The sequence below is a fragment of the Chromohalobacter sp. 48-RD10 genome (assembly GCF_029889785.1).
In the GTDB taxonomy this organism is placed as follows: Bacteria; Pseudomonadota; Gammaproteobacteria; order Pseudomonadales; family Halomonadaceae; genus Chromohalobacter.
Map to the genome: position 1 here is coordinate 96,574 of NZ_JARANX010000005.1, position 17,703 is coordinate 114,276.

A 17,703-nucleotide genomic window follows, 5' to 3' on the forward strand; every position below is an offset into this window, starting at 1 on the left:
AATGACACATGATTCTAACTCCGAACGGCGCGGAGGCTTTTATCACACGGAGGTCGCGGACTCGCGCGCGCGTCCTGCGAGGCTCAGTGACAAGGTCTATGGCGTTATCGTCGAGCGTATTCTTCAGGGGGAGTACGACGAAGGTCATCGGCTACCTTCCGAGGCCAAACTGGCCGAAATGAACCAAGTCTCTCGGCCCATCGTGCGTCAGGCGTTATCACGGCTCAGGGAAGACGGCTTGGTGAGGTCGCAGCGGGGGGCGGGTAGTTACGTCATGCGCCGCCCAGACCGTGCCATGCTGGATTTTGCCCCACTGGACAGTCTGGCGGACATGCAGCGTTGTTTCGAGTTTCGAGCGGCGCTCGAGGGGGAGTCGGCACGTGCAGCCACTCAATATGCCTCGACGTCGGCGCTCAAGGAGATCGAGAAGGCGCTACAGCGCTTGGAAATGTGTATCCAAGTGGGTGAACTCGGGGTGGATGCGGACTTCGGCTTTCATCTCGCGGTTGCCAATGCCACCAACAATCGATTTTTCACCGATACCCTCCTGTCGCTCAAGGCACAGATCAATTTCGGCCAGAACCTGGCGCGCAATCTTGGTCTACGCCGTCCTGGGCAGCACTTGCCGGAAGTTCAGGAAGAGCATGTGCGAATCTTCGAGGCCATTAGAGCAGGCGATGCCGAGCTGGCCTGCCAGCGGATGCGCGAGCACATCGGTAACTCACGCCTTCGCGTGTTCGAGGGTTAGCAAGATCCACATGTTCATTTAAAACAACTCGACCGGTGTGCGCTTGCTTTTTTCACAAGAGCGTATTGTACGTAAGATATTGTTTTTAAATTATATTTAGTTGGGTTTTTTGTGTGGGGACGTGTTTTACCTGCTTTACCCGACTAAGGTCTACCTTTTGTGAGTGGACAGATTTTACAAGTTGGCTAGCTTCAAAGGTGCGGTATGCATTTCCCCCGACACGAAATGCGTATGACGTTTCATTCGCTCCGCCATGACGGTGACAAGAACAATCGAGCGGAGAACGTCGTCAGACCACAAGAAGACCAAGGAGTACGCCAATGACACTCGCCACGACACGCTGGGTAGGCTCGCTAACCCTGATGGCTGCCTTGGGCATGCCCGGGGTCGCCTTCGCCGAGTATCCCGAACAACCCATTACTTATACGATTCCGTTCGATCCGGGTGGTGAGTCCGACGTCACCGCACGCTTCCAGGAGCCTCACCTGGAAGAAATCCTGGGGGTCGATGTCAACGTCAATCACCGCCCAGGTGGTGGTGGTGCCGTCGGCTGGAGCGAGTTCCAGAATAATGCCGAGCCCACGGGTTACGAGATGATTGGCGTCAATATTCCACACATCATCGCCCAGCCCATCATGCGTGAGGATGCCGGTTACGAGACTGATAACTGGAAGATCGTGACCTTTTTCCATACCACGCCCAATGCCTTGATCGTCCCCAAGGATAGCCAGTTCGAGACGCTCGATGAATTGGTCCAGTACGCCAAGGAAAATCCCCAGGCGGTAACGCTGGGCGGAAGTGGGACGTTCAGTGCCAACCACCTGGGCGCCTTGCGTCTGGAGCGTGAAGCGGATATCGATGTGACTTACATTCCTTTCACCGGCACGGGGCCGTTGCCAGCGGCGATACAGGGCGGGCACGTGTCGGGCATCTTCAACTATTCGATGCTTGGTGTGCAGATGCAGGACAACGCACGTGTCTTGGCCGTGGCCTCGGAAGAACGGGTGCCCGCGCTACCGGACGTGCCGACCTTCAAGGAACTGGGTTACGACATCGTCGGCGGTGCCTATCGCGGCGTCGCAGTCCCCAAAGGGACGCCGGATGAGATCGTCAATACGCTGGAAGAGGCGTTCGCCGAAACCAATGAGCGCATCGCCGAAAAGCAGGAGCCACTCGGCTTCGTCATGACCGACATCACCGATGGCGAAGTGGATGAGGTCATACAGCAACTCAAGACGGCCTATCAGCCGATCCTCGAAGAAGCCAAAGCCAACCAATAAAGCGACGTGATGCGTCACCCGCCTCTGCGATCCTCATGGTCGCAGGAGTGGGTGCTGGCCGTTCATCTGAAGCGACCCATCCTGCACTTAGTGGAGTTGGCTCATGGACATGTTACTGGAAGCTTTATTCTCGATCCTGACGCTCAAAGGGCTCGTTACCATTCTGTGCGGGGTGACGGCGGGGTTATTCATCGGCGCCTTGCCAGGGTTGACGGCGACCATGGCGTTGGCGGTGTTGTTGCCGTTCACCTTCACGATGTCGCCCTTGCAAGGCCTGATAGCGCTGGGAGCAGTTTATATGGGCGCCATCTATGGCGGCGCCTTTACTGCCATTCTGATCAATACTCCTGGAACGCCGTCGTCCATCGCCACGACGTTCGACGGCTATCCCATGGCGCGACAAGGGCGTGCCTACGAAGCCCTGGCTGCTGCGACCATTGCCTCGGTGGTCGGCGGCATCATTGGGGTGACGTTCCTGCTCTTGCTGGCGCCGCCCCTAGCGAGGCTTGCCGTGGTGTTCGGACCGGCCGAGATGTTCTGGGTGGCGCTGCTGGGCCTGACCCTGGTGGCCAGCCTATCGAGCGGGTCGCTGCTCAAGGGGTTGCTTGGGGGGTGTATTGGCATGCTGTTGAGCACCGTCGGCGTCTCGCCGATCGGTGGCGAAACCCGCTTCATCTTCGGTATACCGGCGCTACAGGGTGGAATCGAATTGATCGTCGCTCTGATCGGCCTGTTCGTGATCCCCGAACTGATCTCGATGGCGGCCCAGGGGCGAGGCGCCTTGCCGGAAAGCGGCAAGCTTCAGGGCGGTGCGGGCTCGGCCATTATGCGCATGGGTCGGCATATCTTCGGCAAGCCCGTCAATCTAATCCGTTCCTGCATCATCGGCCAGCTCATCGCCATCATTCCGGGCGCGGGGGGCAACGTCACTAGCCTGGTGGCCTATAACGAGGCCCGCCGTTTCTCCAAGGATCCGTCGTCGTTCGGTAAGGGCAACGTCGATGGCGTGATCGCCTCGGAGTCGAGCAACAATGTCATGGTGGCCGGCAGTATGGTGCCGTTGCTGACTCTGGGCATTCCCGGTGCGCCACCGGATGCCATCATCCTTGGCGTGCTGCTCATGCATGGCCTGCGCCCGGGGCTGGATCTGTTCACCGAAACCGGGGTGCTGACCAATGGCTTCATCCTCTCGATGGGGTTTGCGTCCATGTTCCTGCTGCCGGTCGGCCTGCTGGGTGGTCGGTTGATTCATCGTGTCGTGGTCAAGACGCCGTTCTACTTCCTGCTGCCGAGCATCGCCATGGTCACTATCCTGGGGACCTATGCGCTGCGCAACAGTATGACCGACGTCTTCATCATGCTGCTGTTGGGCTCGGTGGGATATTTCCTGCGCCTGATCGGCATCCAGGCGGCGCCCATCGTCTTGGGCATGATCTTGGGCGTCATCGCCGAGAAAGGCTATGTGCAGACAATGCTGACGGCCGTTGTCGATCCGGTACCCTGGCTGCGGCTGTTCGCCAACCCGCTATCGATCGTGCTGGCCTGTCTGGTGGCGTTGAGTGTCGCGACCACCTTGTTGCCGGGTTGGCTGGAGCGTAGCGGGCGCATGGCCAAGGTCGATCCGGACGAGGAGAAGCCATCATGACCCTGCGTCTCAATACCGATTTCGCCGCGGGACTCTTTGGCTTACTGTTCGCCGCCATCCTGTGGTTTCCGCGTGAGGGCATGGGCCGGCTGAGCATCATCTTTCCCCGCGCCATCCTGGTGATCATGGTCGCGTTGTCACTGGCGCTGATCGTCAAGGCGTTTATCAAACCGGCGGCGCGTCAGGTGGAAATCGAAGGTGATCCACGACGTCTGGTGATCATGATCTTCGTGTTGTTTGCCTGGTGGTACGCGATTGGTGTGCTGGGCTTCTTGGTGGCGACGGCCATCGTTTTCTTCGGCCTGACCTGGTACCTGGCGCATATCGAGGGGCCGGTCCCCGTGCGTCGCCTGGCCCAATGGGCACCGATCGTTGCGGTGCTGATCGGGGCATTCTATCTGGCCTTTACGGAAGTCCTGAGCGTCAGGCTACCGTCCGGTATCTGGTCGTAATCGCTCAAGAACAATGGTGGCCTCAAGACAAGGAGAGAACATGCGAATCACCGACATCAAGGAAGCGCGGGTCTCGATCGCGTCCGATATCGCCAATGCCTACATTTCATTCGCCAAGATGGATGTGTCCATCCTGGCAATCTACACCGACACCAAGGTCGATGGCCGGCAGGTCGTGGGGTATGGCTTCAATTCGAACGGGCGCTATGCCCAGAGTGGCTTGCTGAGAGAGCGTTTCCTGCCCCGCCTGGAGGAGGCGGACCCCGCGTCATTGCTCGATGACAGTGGCCACAACCTCGATCCATTCAAGGTCTGGGCGACGCTTATGGCCAACGAGAAACCGGGCGGTCACGGCGAGCGCTCGGTAGCGGTGGGCATCATCGACATGGCGATCTGGGACATCGTGGCCAAGGTCGAGAACAAGCCGCTGGCGCAGCTATTGGCCGAACGCTTCGGTGACGGCGAGGTGGATAGCGGTGTCTCAGTCTACGCTGCTGGCGGTTATTACCATCCTGGCAAGGAAATCCAGGGGCTTCAGGAGGAGATGCGCGATTACCTGGAAATGGGCTACGTGGCCACCAAAATGAAAATCGGCGGTGTGCCGCTGAAAGAGGATTTGGCACGTGTCGAGGCGGCGCTCGAGGTGGTGGGGGACGCGTCGCGTCTGGCGGTGGATGCCAATGGCCGCTTCGACCTGCAGAATACGCTGGACTTCGCCGATGGCTTGGCCCCCTATGGGGTGCGCTGGTACGAGGAAGCCGGCGACCCGCTCGACTACGCCCTGCAGCGCCAGCTATGCGAACACTATGCCGGTCCGACCGCGACGGGGGAGAACCTGTTCTCTCATCAGGATGTACGCAACCTGCTGCGCCATGGAGGGATGCGTCCCGATCGCGACATTCTGCAGATGGATCCGGTGCTGTCGTATGGACTAGTGGAATACCTGCGCATGCTGGACGAGTTGCATATTCGCGGCTGGTCGACTCGTCAATGCATTCCCCACGGAGGGCATCAGTTTGCCCTCAATATCGCTGCCGGCCTCAAGTTGGGTGGCAACGAATCCTATCCTCGAGTCTTTGCGCCCTTCGGCGGTTTCGCCGATTCCACGCCGGTCGAGAACGGCTATGTGGCCATGCCGGCCATGCCGGGCATTGGTTTCGAGGACAAGGCCGAGTTGATGAAGGTCTTCCACACCCATCTATAAGTCTTGGGTCAATTGCAGCAGAGGATATTCACCATGCGTCATCACAAGATCGCCGTGATTCCTGGAGACGGCATCGGCGTCGAGGTCATCGAGGCGGGCAAGCAGGTCCTGCAGGCCCTGGCGGAGAAAAGCGGCGAGTTGAGCTTCGCCTTTAGCGATTTCCCGTGGAGCTCCGACTATTATCTGGAGCATGGCCGCTATATTCCCGAGGGTGGCCTGGAAGAACTGGCCACTTTCGATGCCATCTATTTCGGCGCGGTGGGCAGTCAGCGTGTGCCGGACCATGTCTCGTTGTGGGATTTGCGTCTAGCGATCTGCCAGGGATTCGATCAGTATGCCAACGTGCGTCCCGCTCGGTTATTGTCGGGGATCGGTAGCCGGTTGCAGGACGCCGACAAGATCGACTGGGTGATCATCCGCGAGAACAGCGAAGGCGAGTATTCCGGTAATGGAGGACGGGTACATCGCGGCCTGCCGGAAGAAATCGGCACCGAGGTGTCGATCTTCTCGCGCAAGGGGGTGGAGCGCATCCATCGCTTTGCCTTCGAGATGGCCCGAAGTCGGCCGCGCAAGATGTTGACCCTGGTGACCAAATCCAATGCTCAGCGGCACGGTATGGTGCTGTGGGATGAGGTGTTCTTTGAGGTGGCCGAGGATTACCCCGACGTCAAGATCGACCGTGAGCTCGTCGATGCCGTGACCACGCGCATGGTGCTCAAGCCGGACACGCTGGATACCGTGGTGGCGACCAACCTGCACGCCGATATCATTTCCGACCTGGCGGCGGCGCTGACGGGAAGCCTGGGCATTGCACCGACCGCGAACCTGAATCCCGAGCGCCGCTTTCCCTCCATGTTCGAGCCGATCCACGGCTCGGCCTTCGATATCGCTGGCCAAGGCATCGCCAACCCCGTGGGCGCCTTTTGGACGGCAGTCATGATGCTCGAGCACTTGGGAGAAACCACGGCCGCCGAGCGACTGATGGCGGCTATCGAGCGCTTGACGCGCTCCGGTGTCCATTCCCGGGATGTGGGTGGTGCTTCAACGACACATGAGATAACCCAGGCGGTATTGAATGAATTGAGTTGATGCTCCGCCAAAATAGCGACAAGACCGCAGCCCGAGTAAACATCGGCGCTGCGGTCTTGCGTGACGCCTCAACTGAAATCATCGCTCATTCGGGACGGATGGCCGTATAGAAGAAGCGCACGTTTGGCTCGCCATCGAGTAGCGGCGCGCTGCCTTCCTTGAAGGGCGCGTAGTGGGGCATCTGCATGTGATGTTCGAAGGCGTCGCGGTCGCGATAGACTTCGTGCAGTACGACGACATTGTCGCTGCCTTCCGGCGTGAGCACGTCGAAGGCCAGGCAGCCTTCCTCGTTGGCCAGGGATTCGTTGGCGTCGTTGTGCGCCAAGGCGAGAAACGCGGGGATCTGGCCTTCCTTGAGATGGAATTCGGCAAGCACCACGAAATGGGATTGAGTCGAGGACATGAAGGATCTCCGAATAACGGATGTCAGTGAAGAGTGCCGATAACAGTCTCAGATGTCTCGTGGCGCGTTGTCCGAGGTTCCGAGATGGGCTTCCAGGTCGTCGAGAAGATGACGGTAGTCGGCGACGAGGCGGTCATAACGCCCGAAATCATGGTCGCATTTTTTACAAAAGACATGATATTGGCCCTCGCGACCGGGAGGGAAGCGCTTGGCGCGACTACCGCATTCAGGACAATCGGGACTGCTTGGTGCTTGCATGGGGCCTCCTGGCTGGAAACGTTAATACGATACGGGGTGATCGTTGTCATCCGCGCCTTTTTAATGAGGTCGGGGCGCGGAGGAGCGAGATCAAGGTCTGTTTTGCCATCTGGCCGATCTTGTCGCCGGTGGTAGGATGCGCCTTTTGATTCGATTGGAAGTCTGCCATGAGCGCGCCCTCGCTTCGTCCTTACCAGCAACAGGCCGTGTCCCGGGTCGTCGAGCACTTTCGCGCGAGCGATGATCCGGCCGTGGTGGTGCTGCCGACCGGTAGTGGCAAGTCACTGGTGATTGCCGAGCTGGCGCGTCTGGCGCGAGGGCGGGTACTGGTGCTGGCCCACGTGCGCGAGCTGGTCGAGCAGAACCATGCCAAGTACCTGGCTTACGGTCTGGAGGCGGATTTATTCAGTGCTGGCTTAGGGCGTAAAGAGAGCGAACGTCAGGTGGTCTTCGGCTCGGTGCAGTCCGTGGTCAATAGCCTGGCGCGTTTCGAGGCGCACGACGAGTGGGGCGCGTTCACCCTGCTGGTCATCGACGAATGCCACCGCATTCCTCCGCCAGCCAGCGACGATGCCCGCCACAGCAAGGCGTCGTCGAGCTATCATCGCGTGATCGCGCATCTGCGCAAGCACAATCCGCGTCTCAAGGTGCTGGGGCTGACCGCGACGCCGTATCGCCTAGGGCAAGGCTTCATCTATCACCGCCATCATCATGGCATGGTGCGTGGTGACGCCGAGAGTTTCTTTCAGGATTGTGTGTTTGAGCAGCCGCTGCGGCTGATGGTCAAGCAGGGCTACCTGGTCGCGCCCAAGCGCGTGGATGCGGCGCTCTATGCCGAGGATGGTCGGCAGACCCGTTACGATTTCTCGCGCCTGGTACCAGGACGCGATGGCGGCTTCGAGGAAGCCGAGTTGAATCGCGTCGTTCAGGGGCATCGGGCGACGCCGGGTATCATCGCCGAGGTTGTCGAGCAGGCGCGCGAGCGGTGTGGCGTGATGATCTTCGCGGCCACTGTGGCTCATGCCGAGGAAATCGTCGGTTACCTACCGGCCGAGCAGGCGGCGTTGATCGTCGGCTCGACGCCCACGAAGGAACGCGAGCGCTTGCTTGCGTCCTTCAAGGCGCGCGAAATTAAGTATCTCGTCAACGTGGCGGTGCTCACGACCGGATTCGACGCGCCACACGTGGATTTGATCGCCATCCTGCGGCCCACGGAATCCGTCAGTCTGTATCAGCAGATCGTCGGGCGTGGGTTGCGCTTGTCCCCTGGCAAGGAAGACTGTCTGATCCTCGATTACGCTGGCAACCCCTGGGATCTATACGCGCCGGAAGTCGGCGAACCGCGCCCGGATTCAGACGCTGAACCGGTCCAGGTGGAATGCCCTGAGTGTGGTCATGCCAACCTGTTCTGGGGCAAGCGCGATGGCGATCTGGTCATCGAGCATCACGGCCGCCGCTGCCAAGGTCTGGTTTTTTCTCATCGCGCCCGCCACCACGCGAACGACTCAAATCATCGCGCCCGACCCCGCGCGAATGACTCAGAACCGAACCCTGACGCATCGGTGATGGAGCAATGCGCGTTTCGCTTTCGCTTCAAGGTATGCGATCAGTGCGGCGCGGAAAACGACATCGCCGCGCGGGCTTGCCATCAATGCGGCGAGCGCATGGTCGATCCCGATGATAAGCTCAAGGCAGCCCTGCGACTCAAGGAAGCCAAGGTGCTGCGCGTGTCGGGCATGCAGCTGCAAGCGGTGCTCAACGGGCGGGGGATGCCGCGCTTGAAGGTGACCTATCACGATGAGGACGGCGCTACGCTCGACGAATGGTTCGCACTGGAGACACCCGAGCAGCGTCGCGCCTTCACGCTGGCGTTCTTGCGTTACCACCTGCGCGCGCCGGGCAGCGACTGGCAGCCACGCTCGGCGGATGAGGTCATCGCCGACGAGCAGCGGCTCAAGGCTCCGGACTTCGTCGTGGGACGCAAGGTCGGTCGTTACTGGCAGATCCGCGACAAGCTCTTCGACTATAAAGGACGCTATCGCAAGGCCGATGGATGATGCGCCCTCAATATACGCATTCTTGGTAGTTGCTAATGCGATAGTGCTATCAAGGGGTTATGATGAAAGGGCAAACTCACTAGTGGAGAAATGACATGACTTGGACCACTCCGACAGTCAAAGAGATCTGCATCGCGCTGGAAATCAACGATTACATGCCCGCCGAATTCTGAGGCGGCTTTGTATATTCGTGTACTCGGGGCGGCCGCCGGTGGCGGTCTGCCCCAATGGAATTGCCGCTGTGAAGTATGTCGGTTGGCGTGGTCGGGCGATCCACGCGTCACATCGCGAACACAATCCTCCATTGCCGTCAGTGCCGATGGTCGCTCGTGGGCCTTGATCAATTGCGCGCCCGAGGTGCTGACACAGATACGCCGGACGCCGGCGCTCTTTCCCCAACAGGGAAGTCGCCACACGCCCATTGCGTCGATCCTGCTGACCAATGCCGATGTGGATCATGTCGGCGGCTTGTTGAGTCTGCGTGAAAGCTCTCCCTACCGGTTGTATGCCACGGCGGAAATCCAGGCCGTGTTGCGTGACAGTCCGATTTTCAATGTGCTCAATCCGGATTACGTCGAGCGTGTGTCGGTGGCGTTGGAGCAGCCTCTGATGCTTGCCGAAGGGCTGGAGGCACGCATGTTTGCGGTGCCGGGCAAGACGGCGTTGTACCTGGAAGGTGATCAGGTAGACATTGGCGCCGAGGGCGAAGCGACCGTGGGCATCGAGTTTCGCGCCGCAGGTCGTCGTACGTATTACATTCCCGGCTGCGCGGCGATGACGCCCGCGTTGGCGGCGCGTCTCGAAGGGGCCGATGTACTGCTGTTCGATGGCACCTTGTGGCGTGACGACGAGATGATCCGCGCTGGGGTCGGCCACAAGACAGGGCAGCGCATGGGGCACATGGCGATGTCCGGCGAAACGGGTAGTATGGCGACATTGTCGTCGACCTCGCTTGGCCGGCGTGTCTTCCTGCATATTAACAATACCAATCCGGTATTGATCGATGACTCACCCGAGCGCCGGGAAGCGGCGCGGATGGGATGGGAAATCGCCCATGACGGCATGGAACTGGAGTGCTGATGAACGATATCGACGCGCCGCTGCGAGAACCATTGAGCGCAGAGGCCCTGGAAGCTCGTCTGCGCAGCATTGGTGAGCAGCGTTACCACCACCGGCATCCCTTTCAGTTGATGTTGCAGAACGGCGAGCTTGATCGCCGTCAGGTGCAGGCCTGGGCGCTCAATCGCTATTACTACCAAGCCATGATCCCGCACAAGGATGCATCGCTGATCGCGCGCCTTGACGATCCGGCGCTGCGCCGCGAATGGCGCTCGCGTCTGGTGGATCATGATGGCGAAGCCGAAGGTGAAGGCGGTATCGCCCGCTGGTTGATGCTCACCGATGGGCTAGGCCTCGACCGCGACATGGTCGTCTCGACGCGGCACATATTGCCGGCCACGCGTTTCGCGGTGGATGCCTACCTCCATTTCGTGCGCGAGCGCAGCGTGTTGGAAGCCATCGCGTCTTCACTGACCGAGTTGTTTTCCCCGAAGGTGATCGGTCAGCGCGTCAGCGGCATGCTCGAGCACTACGATTTTGTCTCCGCCGAGACCCTGGCCTATTTCGAGCCGCGCCTGAGCCAGGCCCCGCGGGATGCTGATATGGCGCTCGATTACGTCAAGCGCCACGCGCGGCGACTCGACCAGCAGCAGGCGGTGCTCGATGCGTTGATCTTCAAGTGCAATGTGCTGTGGACCCAATTGGATGCCCTTCATCATGCCTATGTTGCCCCCGGTCATGTGCCCCCCGGCGCATGGGGCGACACGGCCGGTGACCGATAGAGATATGAAGAAGACGTTATGACAGCGATTCAGGAAAGCGATATCGTGCGCCTGCCGCGTGGTGTCAGGCTACGAGAAGACAAACAGCGGGGCGGTTGGGTACTGTTGGCCCCTGAGCGCGTCTTCCAGCTCGATGGTATCGCGCAAACGGTGGTCAGCGAAGTGGACGGCGAGCGTAGTGTCGGCACGATCATCGATAGGCTGTGCGACACTTATCAAGCGCCGCGCGAGCGTATTGCCGAGGACGTGACGAGCATGTTCGCGGGGCTGGTCGAAAAGCGTGTGCTGGAGGTTATGTAATGGCGTCGCCCGAGGTTCCCCAGCCGCCCATGGGCATGCTGGCGGAGTTGACACATCGCTGTCCGCTGCAGTGTCCGTATTGCTCCAACCCGGTGGCGCTGGAGCGCCGCCGCCAAGAGCTTGATACCGCGACCTGGCAGCGGGTCTTTGCCGATGCGGCTGAACTTGGCGTATTGCAGGTTCATCTTTCGGGAGGCGAGCCGGCCCTGCGCCCGGACTTACCTGAATTGGTACAGGCCTGCGCGGACGCGGGCTTGTATTCCAATTTGATTACTGCGGGCGTCAACATCAACCGTGCCCGGTTGGAGACGCTGGCGGATGCGGGCCTGGACCACGTGCAATTGTCGGTACAAGGCGCCACGCCTGAGGTAACGGATCATATCGCCAACATGGCCGGCGCGCATGCACGCAAGCGCGCCTTCGCCGCCGAGGTGACGGATATCGGGCTGCCGTTGACGCTTAACGCGGTGATTCATCGAGCCAACCTGCATCAGATCGATGACTTCGTCGAGCTGGCGCTAGAGCTCGGCGCGCGACGCCTTGAGATTGCCCACGCCCAGTATTATGGCTGGGCGCTCGTCAATCGCGCGGCTTTGATGCCAAGTCGCGAGCAGGTCATGGCGGCCGTCGAACGCGTCGAGGCGGCGCGTGAGCGCCTGCAAGGACGTCTCGTCATCGACGCCGTGGTGCCGGATTACCATGCGCGGTTTCCTAAGCCCTGCATGAATGGCTGGGGACGCCAGTCACTTAATGTGACGCCATCGGGTAAAGTGCTGCCGTGCCATGCGGCGGAAACGATCCCGCATCTGGAGTTCTGGAATGTTGCGGATCATGGGCTGAGAGAAATCTGGTACGACAGCCCTGCCTTCAACGCCTATCGCGGTACCGACTGGATGCCCGAAACGTGCCAGAGCTGCGAGCGCAAGGAAATCGATTGGGGCGGCTGCCGTTGTCAGGCGCTGATGCTTACCGGCGATGCGGCGCAGATGGACCCAGTGTGCGAAAAATCGCCTTATCACGACGAGGTCCAGACCTTGGCGGTGCTCGATGCCGCAGGGGATGCCGACTTTACCTATCGGCGCTTTGCGCGAACGACCCAGGGCGCCTGACGGTCCACTGGCACGTCTTGCGTGCCGCGGGCGTGTTCGCCTCCCGGTGGCCTTGCTACACTGCGTGTTTGTCGAAGGTCGCGCCGTGAGGCGCAGTCGAGGAGAGCGTTACGCGTGAGTGATACCGCCGAGCCTGTCAGTGCCGATACCACCTTGGCCGCGTCCCAAGCAGCGGTGTTGGCGCGCCTGCACGATCAGCCCATCACCGAGCTGCCGGAAGATCTCTACATTCCGCCCGAGGCGTTGCGCGTCTTTCTCGAAACCTTCGAAGGGCCGCTGGATTTATTGCTGTACCTGATTCGGCGTCAGAACCTCGACATCCTGGGCATCGACGTAGCGGCCATCACGCATCAGTACATCGAATACGTCGAGCTGATGCGTGCGTTGGAGATCGATCTGGCCGGCGAGTATTTGCTGATGGCGGCGATGCTGGCGGAGATCAAGTCGCGCACGTTGTTGCCGCGTCCGCCCAAGGGCGAGGACGAGGATGCCGAAGATCCGCGCGCCGAGCTTATCCGCCGCCTGCAGGAGTACGAGCAGTTGAAGCTGGCCGCCGAGGGGCTGGGTGAATTGCCGCGCGAAGGGCGTGATTGGGTAGCGGCGCAGGCTGCGCTGCCCACGCTCGAGACCCGAGTGGTTCATCCCAAGGTCGAGCTGGATGAGCTTCTGCATGCCCTGTCGGGATTGCTCAAGCGGGCCGAGTTTCAGCAGTCTCACCAGATCAGCCGCGAGGTGCTATCCACCCGCGAGCGCATGTTACGTGTCATGGAGCAGTTGGACGGCCAACGTTATACCCCGTTTGAGGCGTTGTTCACGCTTGAGGAAGGGCGTGCGGGCGTGGTGGTGACCTTCATGGCGATTCTCGAGCTGGCCAAGGAGGCGATGATCGAGATCGCGCAGAACGCGCCGCTGTCGCCGATTCATGTGCGAGCCCGGCTAGTGGCCGAGGCGGTTGACGACACCGCTGCGACGGATGATGGCGATGGCGGAGAAAGCGCCTTCGCCGATGCCGAAGAGGACCCCTGATGAACGAGGCGCCGACGTCTCTCGACGAAGTCTGCGAAGCGGCGTTGCTGGCCGCTGGCGCACCGCTGACCGCCGAACGCCTGGAGAGTCTGTTCTACGAGCGTGAGCGCCCATCGCGCGGTGAGCTGCGCGATGCCTTGGCGCGCCTGGGCGAACGCCTCGAGCATAGCGCTCTGGAACTCATCGAGACCGCATCTGGGTTTCAAGTGCGTATTCGTGCCCATTTTTCTCCGTGGATATCGCGACTGTGGGATGAAAAGCCGCAACGCTATTCGCGTGCGCTGCTGGAGACCTTGGCGCTGATCGCCTATCGTCAACCCGTCACCCGTGGCGATATCGAGGAGGTACGCGGGGTCTCGGTGAGCAGTTCGATCATGCGTACCTTGACCGAGCGGGGATGGATCCGCGTCGTGGGACAGCGTGACGTGCCGGGGCGGCCCTCGGTCTATGCCACCACGCGTGCCTTTCTCGACGACTTCGGCCTCAAGACCCTCGATGCCTTGCCGCCGATGCACGAACTCAAGGAATTCGAGACGCGTTTTGAGGAGGCTCTCGGGCACGATAAGGAAACGCTGGGTCAGGATGAGGCGGATCATCCATCGGCGCGTGACAGTCACGCCGATAACGTCGAGAATACGTCACCGGTAGAGGGGGCGTCGCAGGCAACGTCGCCATCCGAGACCGAGTCAGACGCGATAGAGACGACAGATACGACGACGGCCGGGACGGCCGACGATCAGCACGCCGGGACGGCGTCCGAGCGGTCGGGAGTGAGCTTCGCTGAGCTCGAAGCTCGCCTGGCTGAACGCGCCCGCCGACGGGAAGAGGAAGCCGGGGCGTCGTCTACCGAGGGTGACGACAACGCTTTGGACGCGGCGGACGCGGAACATTCAACAGACGAGACAACGTTCGATTCATGAACACGCCTACCGAAAAATTGCAGAAGGTACTGGCCCGTGCGGGCTTCGGCTCGCGCCGTGAGATGGAAACCGCCATCAGCGATGGCCGCGTCAAGGTCAATGGTCAGGTCGCGACACTGGGCGATCGCATCGAGACGCGTGACCGGGTCACCCTCGACGAGCGCTCCGTCAATCTGCGCGATGCCGAGGAAGTGCCGCGGCGCGTCATCATGTACAACAAGCCTGAGGGCGAGTTGTGCACGCGCCGCGATCCCGAAGGACGGCGGACTGTCTTCGATCGTTTGCCGCGCCTCAAGGGAGAGCGTTGGATCGCCATCGGTCGCCTGGATATCAATACCAGCGGTTTGTTGTTATTTACCACTGACGGCGAACTCGCGAACCGCTTGATGCATCCCTCCACGCAGGTCGAGCGTGAATACGCGGTACGCGTGATGGGCGGCGTTCGTCCGGAGAACGTGACCGCCATGACCGAGGGAGTGATGCTTGAAGATGGTCCGGCGCGTTTCACCGATGTTCAGGAGTTCGGCGGCGAAGGCATCAATACGTGGTTCCACGTGGTGATTCTCGAGGGGCGCAATCGCGAGGTGCGGCGTCTCTGGGAGTCGCAAGAGCTCACGGTGAGCCGCCTTAAACGCGTTCGTTACGGCAATATCTTTCTCGATAAACGCGCCAAGGCGGGGGAGTGGGTCGAGCTGTCCCAGGAAGAAGTAGACGACCTGGCGCAATTGGCAGGTCTGTCGGCGCGCAAGGTACCCGCGTTGACACCCGACGAGAAGAATCGCTGGAGCCGCGACAAGAACAAGCGTCGCCCGGTCAATGCCATGCGCAAGCCGAAGAGCTCGCGGCGCTCGCGGTGAGCGGCTTTTCAGCAAAAAAATCTTGTCAATGTCGAGTATTATCAGTACTATGTGCGCCCTATCGAGACGGGTCGTTAGCTCAGTGGTAGAGCAGTTGGCTTTTAACCAATTGGTCGTAGGTTCGAATCCTACACGACCCACCATTGGCAAGCGTCCTTGAATGGCGTGGTGCAAGGTACGTTTCGAAGACCCGGCGGCGGGTCGTTAGCTCAGTGGTAGAGCAGTTGGCTTTTAACCAATTGGTCGTAGGTTCGAATCCTACACGACCCACCATTGCCGCCGACAACTGTCTGAACGGGCAAGTTATGGGTCGTTAGCTCAGTGGTAGAGCAGTTGGCTTTTAACCAATTGGTCGTAGGTTCGAATCCTACACGACCCACCAGCATTCAACCCCGCCTCGCATGAGGCGGGGTTTTTGCGTTCTGGGCGCCTGCGACGATGATGACATGCGTGCGAGCACAAGGCTGGCAAGCCGGCATCGACGGGCAGTATCATGAAGTCGGGTGCGCTGTGTCCGCGAAGAGATCGCGGCGCGACGCTTCTCGTTATGCAGGGGGAGCCCCTGCCAGTCACAGTGGTAGACACGATGACGATCATGACACCGAAAGCGCCCGAAGCGGCGTCGCCGTTGGTCCGGGCGTATTCTCCGGTCGCGCCGAGTGCACAGGCACGTGCGCAGACCGACACGATAAAGCGTTTGCTGCGCGAGCGTAATGCCACCCTGGTGGCGCATTACTACACCGACGATGCCATTCAGCAGTTGGCCGAGGAAAGCGGCGGCTGTGTGGCCGATTCCTTGGAGATGGCGCGCTTCGGCGCTCGGCACTCGGCCACGACCCTGGTGGTGGCGGGCGTCCGCTTCATGGGTGAGACCGCCAAGATCCTGTCCCCCGAGAAAACAGTGCTGATGCCCACGCTGGAAGCGACCTGCTCGCTGGATGACGGCTGTCCGGCGGATGAGTTCGCGGCGTTCTGCGATGCGCATCCCGACCGTACGGTCGTGGTCTATGCCAATACCTCGGCGGCGGTCAAGGCGCGCGCGGATTGGGTAGTGACCTCGTCGATCGCGGTCGAGGTCATCGAGCATCTCCAGGCCTGCGGCGAAAAGATCCTGTGGGCGCCGGACAAGCACCTGGGACGTTATATCCGCGAGCGTACCGGCGCCGACATGCTGCTTTGGGATGGCGCCTGCATCGTGCACGAGGAGTTCAAGGCCCAGGGTGTGCGGGATCTCAAGAAGGTTTACCCCGACGCCGCCTTGCTGGTGCATCCGGAGTCGCCGATGGGGGTGATCGAGCTGGCCGACGTAGTGGGCTCGACCTCGCAGCTGATCAAGGCTGCACGCGAACTCGACCAACAGCGCCTGATCGTGGCCACCGACCGCGGCATCTTCTACAAGATGCAGCAGGCGGTCCCGGACAAAACGCTTTTCGAGGCGCCTACGGCGGGCAACGGCGCGACCTGCCAGAGTTGCGCGCACTGCCCGTGGATGGCGATGAATGACCTGGATCGCCTCGAACGCGCTCTTAGTGAAGGCGGTGGCGAGATTCACATCGAGGCGGGGCTGCGCCAGCGGGCCCTCAAGCCCCTGGAGCGGATGCTGACGTTCGGTCGCTGAGCCCGCCAGGTCAATCAACGGCCGTATGAGGACCGTCAAAGCATTTCGGTACGCACGACGCGCATCGATAGGTCGACGGCTTTGACGTCCTTGGTCAGCGCGCCGATGGAGATGCAGTCGACCCCGGTTTCGGCGATATCACGCAGGGTGGCCTCGCTGACATTGCCGGAGGCTTCCAGGCGGCTGCGTCCAGCCGTACGTGCGACTGCCTCGCGCAGCGTCTCGAGATCGAAGTTGTCGAGCATGATGGTGTCTGCGCCGGCGGAGAGTGCGGCGTCGAGCTCGTCGAGCGTTTCTACTTCTACTTCCACCGGCAGGTCGCTGGCGATGCGGCGCGCGGTGGTGACGGCTTTGGCAATATCGCCACAGGCGGCGATATGGTTTTCCTTGATCAAAAAGGCGTCGTGTAGCCCGAGGCGGTGGTTATGGCCGCCACCGCAGGTGACGGCGTATTTCTGCGCCAGGCGCAGGCCGGGCAGGGTCTTGCGCGTATCCAGCAGTGCCACACCGGTGTCGGCGACCCACGCCCTGTAATCGCGTGTGCGCGTCGCCGTACCTGAGAGTGTCTGCAGCAGGTTGAGGGCTGCTCGCTCTCCGGTCAGCAGGCTGCGCGCAGGGCCTTCCAGTTCGAGAAATGTCTCCTCGGGCGCCAGGGCATCGCCATCGGCGGCATGCCAATGTAGCTTGACGCTTGGGTCGAGACGCCGATAAAGCTCGTCGACCCAGGCCATCCCGCATAGCACCGCGTCCTCGCGGGCCGCGACGCGTGCCCAGGCCCATTGCTTGGCGGGAATCAGCTGTGCAGTGATGTCGCCGGGGCCGACGTCCTCGGCCAGCAGGCGGGCAGCACTGGTGCGGATATCCTCCGCGAGAGCTTCGCGATATTGCATGTCAGG

General features: G+C 60.9%; 18 protein-coding genes and 3 tRNA genes. 18 read left to right on the forward strand and 3 right to left on the reverse strand.

The annotated features are described in order from the left end of the window. Nucleotide 1 precedes the first annotated feature (1 nt). The 6 genes from OP496_RS07780 (at nucleotide 2) to OP496_RS07805 (ending at nucleotide 6,418) form a co-directional block, all read left to right on the forward strand. A complete protein-coding gene (locus OP496_RS07780; RefSeq protein WP_280562982.1) occupies nucleotides 2-748 on the forward strand; it encodes a FadR/GntR family transcriptional regulator in 747 nt (248 codons plus the stop codon). Between the two features lie 320 nt (nucleotides 749-1,068). Next, nucleotides 1,069-2,028: a tripartite tricarboxylate transporter substrate binding protein gene (locus OP496_RS07785; RefSeq protein ID WP_280562983.1), complete on the forward strand. Its 960-nt coding sequence runs from the start codon at nucleotides 1,069-1,071 to the stop codon at nucleotides 2,026-2,028. Between the two features lie 103 nt (nucleotides 2,029-2,131). Then, entirely contained in the window at nucleotides 2,132-3,673 is a 1,542-nt protein-coding gene (locus OP496_RS07790; RefSeq protein WP_280562984.1) for a tripartite tricarboxylate transporter permease, read from the forward strand. Next, nucleotides 3,670-4,125 (forward strand): tripartite tricarboxylate transporter TctB family protein, encoded by a 456-nt coding sequence (locus tag OP496_RS07795; RefSeq protein ID WP_280562986.1) that lies wholly within the window; start codon nucleotides 3,670-3,672, stop codon nucleotides 4,123-4,125. The genes OP496_RS07790 and OP496_RS07795 overlap by 4 nt, the downstream gene beginning before the upstream one ends. A 40-nt stretch (nucleotides 4,126-4,165) precedes the next feature. After that, a complete protein-coding gene (locus tag OP496_RS07800) occupies nucleotides 4,166-5,329 on the forward strand; it encodes a mandelate racemase/muconate lactonizing enzyme family protein (RefSeq protein ID WP_280562987.1) in 1,164 nt (387 codons plus the stop codon). A 33-nt stretch (nucleotides 5,330-5,362) separates the two neighbouring features. After that, nucleotides 5,363-6,418, forward strand: coding sequence for a tartrate dehydrogenase (locus OP496_RS07805; RefSeq protein ID WP_280562989.1), 1,056 nt, complete (start codon nucleotides 5,363-5,365; stop codon nucleotides 6,416-6,418). 85 nt (nucleotides 6,419-6,503) lie between these two features. Here the strand turns inward: OP496_RS07805 and OP496_RS07810 are convergent, their stop codons facing one another. Together OP496_RS07810 and OP496_RS07815 are read right to left on the reverse strand one after the other, a co-directional pair. Then, nucleotides 6,504-6,821: a putative quinol monooxygenase gene (locus OP496_RS07810; RefSeq protein WP_280562991.1), complete on the reverse strand. Its 318-nt coding sequence runs from the start codon at nucleotides 6,819-6,821 to the stop codon at nucleotides 6,504-6,506. 48 nt (nucleotides 6,822-6,869) lie between these two features. Beyond that, nucleotides 6,870-7,079 carry a transposase gene (locus tag OP496_RS07815; RefSeq protein ID WP_247619524.1) on the reverse strand — a complete coding sequence of 70 codons (210 nt, stop codon included), beginning with the start codon at nucleotides 7,077-7,079 and terminating at the stop codon, nucleotides 6,870-6,872. Nucleotides 7,080-7,246: 167 nt separating this feature from the next. Here OP496_RS07815 and OP496_RS07820 point away from each other — a divergent pair, with 167 nt between their 5' ends. The 12 genes from OP496_RS07820 (at nucleotide 7,247) to nadA (ending at nucleotide 16,807) form a co-directional block, all read left to right on the forward strand. Further along, nucleotides 7,247-9,136 (forward strand): DEAD/DEAH box helicase, encoded by a 1,890-nt coding sequence (locus OP496_RS07820; RefSeq protein WP_280562992.1) that lies wholly within the window; start codon nucleotides 7,247-7,249, stop codon nucleotides 9,134-9,136. Nucleotides 9,137-9,316: 180 nt separating this feature from the next. Then, entirely contained in the window at nucleotides 9,317-10,216 is a 900-nt protein-coding gene (gene pqqB / locus OP496_RS07825) for a pyrroloquinoline quinone biosynthesis protein PqqB (RefSeq protein WP_280562993.1), read from the forward strand. Beyond that, a complete protein-coding gene (gene pqqC, locus OP496_RS07830) occupies nucleotides 10,216-10,977 on the forward strand; it encodes a pyrroloquinoline-quinone synthase PqqC (RefSeq protein WP_280562994.1) in 762 nt (253 codons plus the stop codon). The genes pqqB and pqqC overlap by 1 nt, the downstream gene beginning before the upstream one ends. A gap of 18 nt (nucleotides 10,978-10,995) precedes the next feature. Further along, complete coding sequence (gene pqqD, locus OP496_RS07835; protein WP_280562995.1) at nucleotides 10,996-11,277, forward strand: pyrroloquinoline quinone biosynthesis peptide chaperone PqqD; 282 nt, start codon at nucleotides 10,996-10,998, stop codon at nucleotides 11,275-11,277. Then, the gene (gene pqqE / locus OP496_RS07840; RefSeq protein ID WP_280562996.1) at nucleotides 11,277-12,386 is read left to right on the forward strand and encodes a pyrroloquinoline quinone biosynthesis protein PqqE; all 1,110 of its coding nucleotides are present in this window, start codon (nucleotides 11,277-11,279) and stop codon (nucleotides 12,384-12,386) included. The genes pqqD and pqqE overlap by 1 nt, the downstream gene beginning before the upstream one ends. A 153-nt stretch (nucleotides 12,387-12,539) precedes the next feature. Further along, a complete protein-coding gene (locus OP496_RS07845; protein WP_280563133.1) occupies nucleotides 12,540-13,412 on the forward strand; it encodes a ScpA family protein in 873 nt (290 codons plus the stop codon). Beyond that, complete coding sequence (scpB, locus tag OP496_RS07850) at nucleotides 13,412-14,332, forward strand: SMC-Scp complex subunit ScpB (protein ID WP_280562997.1); 921 nt, start codon at nucleotides 13,412-13,414, stop codon at nucleotides 14,330-14,332. The genes OP496_RS07845 and scpB overlap by 1 nt, the downstream gene beginning before the upstream one ends. After that, nucleotides 14,329-15,189: a 23S rRNA pseudouridine(2605) synthase RluB gene (rluB, locus tag OP496_RS07855; protein WP_280562998.1), complete on the forward strand. Its 861-nt coding sequence runs from the start codon at nucleotides 14,329-14,331 to the stop codon at nucleotides 15,187-15,189. The genes scpB and rluB overlap by 4 nt, the downstream gene beginning before the upstream one ends. A gap of 68 nt (nucleotides 15,190-15,257) precedes the next feature. Further along, nucleotides 15,258-15,332: transfer RNA gene (locus OP496_RS07860), tRNA-Lys, on the forward strand. Nucleotides 15,333-15,387: 55 nt separating this feature from the next. Continuing rightward, nucleotides 15,388-15,462, forward strand: a tRNA-Lys gene (locus OP496_RS07865). A 34-nt stretch (nucleotides 15,463-15,496) separates the two neighbouring features. Then, nucleotides 15,497-15,571, forward strand: a tRNA-Lys gene (locus OP496_RS07870). 204 nt (nucleotides 15,572-15,775) lie between these two features. Continuing rightward, nucleotides 15,776-16,807: a quinolinate synthase NadA gene (gene nadA / locus OP496_RS07875; protein ID WP_280563000.1), complete on the forward strand. Its 1,032-nt coding sequence runs from the start codon at nucleotides 15,776-15,778 to the stop codon at nucleotides 16,805-16,807. Between the two features lie 35 nt (nucleotides 16,808-16,842). Here the strand turns inward: nadA and nadC are convergent, their stop codons facing one another. Beyond that, entirely contained in the window at nucleotides 16,843-17,697 is an 855-nt protein-coding gene (gene nadC, locus OP496_RS07880) for a carboxylating nicotinate-nucleotide diphosphorylase (protein ID WP_280563001.1), read from the reverse strand. Nucleotides 17,698-17,703: the final 6 nt, after the last annotated feature.

Coding starts and splice junctions, on each gene's coding strand:
- OP496_RS07785 (WP_280562983.1), top strand. CDS start 1,069: ATGACACTCGCCACGACACGCTGGGTAGGCTCGCTAACCCTGATGGCT.
- scpB (WP_280562997.1), top strand. CDS start 13,412: ATGAACGAGGCGCCGACGTCTCTCGACGAAGTCTGCGAAGCGGCGTTG.
- pqqC (WP_280562994.1), top strand. CDS start 10,216: ATGAACGATATCGACGCGCCGCTGCGAGAACCATTGAGCGCAGAGGCC.
- OP496_RS07790 (WP_280562984.1), top strand. CDS start 2,132: ATGGACATGTTACTGGAAGCTTTATTCTCGATCCTGACGCTCAAAGGG.
- nadA (WP_280563000.1), top strand. CDS start 15,776: ATGACGATCATGACACCGAAAGCGCCCGAAGCGGCGTCGCCGTTGGTC.
- OP496_RS07815 (WP_247619524.1), bottom strand. CDS start 7,079: ATGCAAGCACCAAGCAGTCCCGATTGTCCTGAATGCGGTAGTCGCGCC.
- rluB (WP_280562998.1), top strand. CDS start 14,329: ATGAACACGCCTACCGAAAAATTGCAGAAGGTACTGGCCCGTGCGGGC.
- OP496_RS07800 (WP_280562987.1), top strand. CDS start 4,166: ATGCGAATCACCGACATCAAGGAAGCGCGGGTCTCGATCGCGTCCGAT.
- pqqD (WP_280562995.1), top strand. CDS start 10,996: ATGACAGCGATTCAGGAAAGCGATATCGTGCGCCTGCCGCGTGGTGTC.
- OP496_RS07795 (WP_280562986.1), top strand. CDS start 3,670: ATGACCCTGCGTCTCAATACCGATTTCGCCGCGGGACTCTTTGGCTTA.
- OP496_RS07805 (WP_280562989.1), top strand. CDS start 5,363: ATGCGTCATCACAAGATCGCCGTGATTCCTGGAGACGGCATCGGCGTC.
- OP496_RS07810 (WP_280562991.1), bottom strand. CDS start 6,821: ATGTCCTCGACTCAATCCCATTTCGTGGTGCTTGCCGAATTCCATCTC.
- nadC (WP_280563001.1), bottom strand. CDS start 17,697: ATGCAATATCGCGAAGCTCTCGCGGAGGATATCCGCACCAGTGCTGCC.
- OP496_RS07780 (WP_280562982.1), top strand. CDS start 2: ATGACACATGATTCTAACTCCGAACGGCGCGGAGGCTTTTATCACACG.
- OP496_RS07820 (WP_280562992.1), top strand. CDS start 7,247: ATGAGCGCGCCCTCGCTTCGTCCTTACCAGCAACAGGCCGTGTCCCGG.
- pqqE (WP_280562996.1), top strand. CDS start 11,277: ATGGCGTCGCCCGAGGTTCCCCAGCCGCCCATGGGCATGCTGGCGGAG.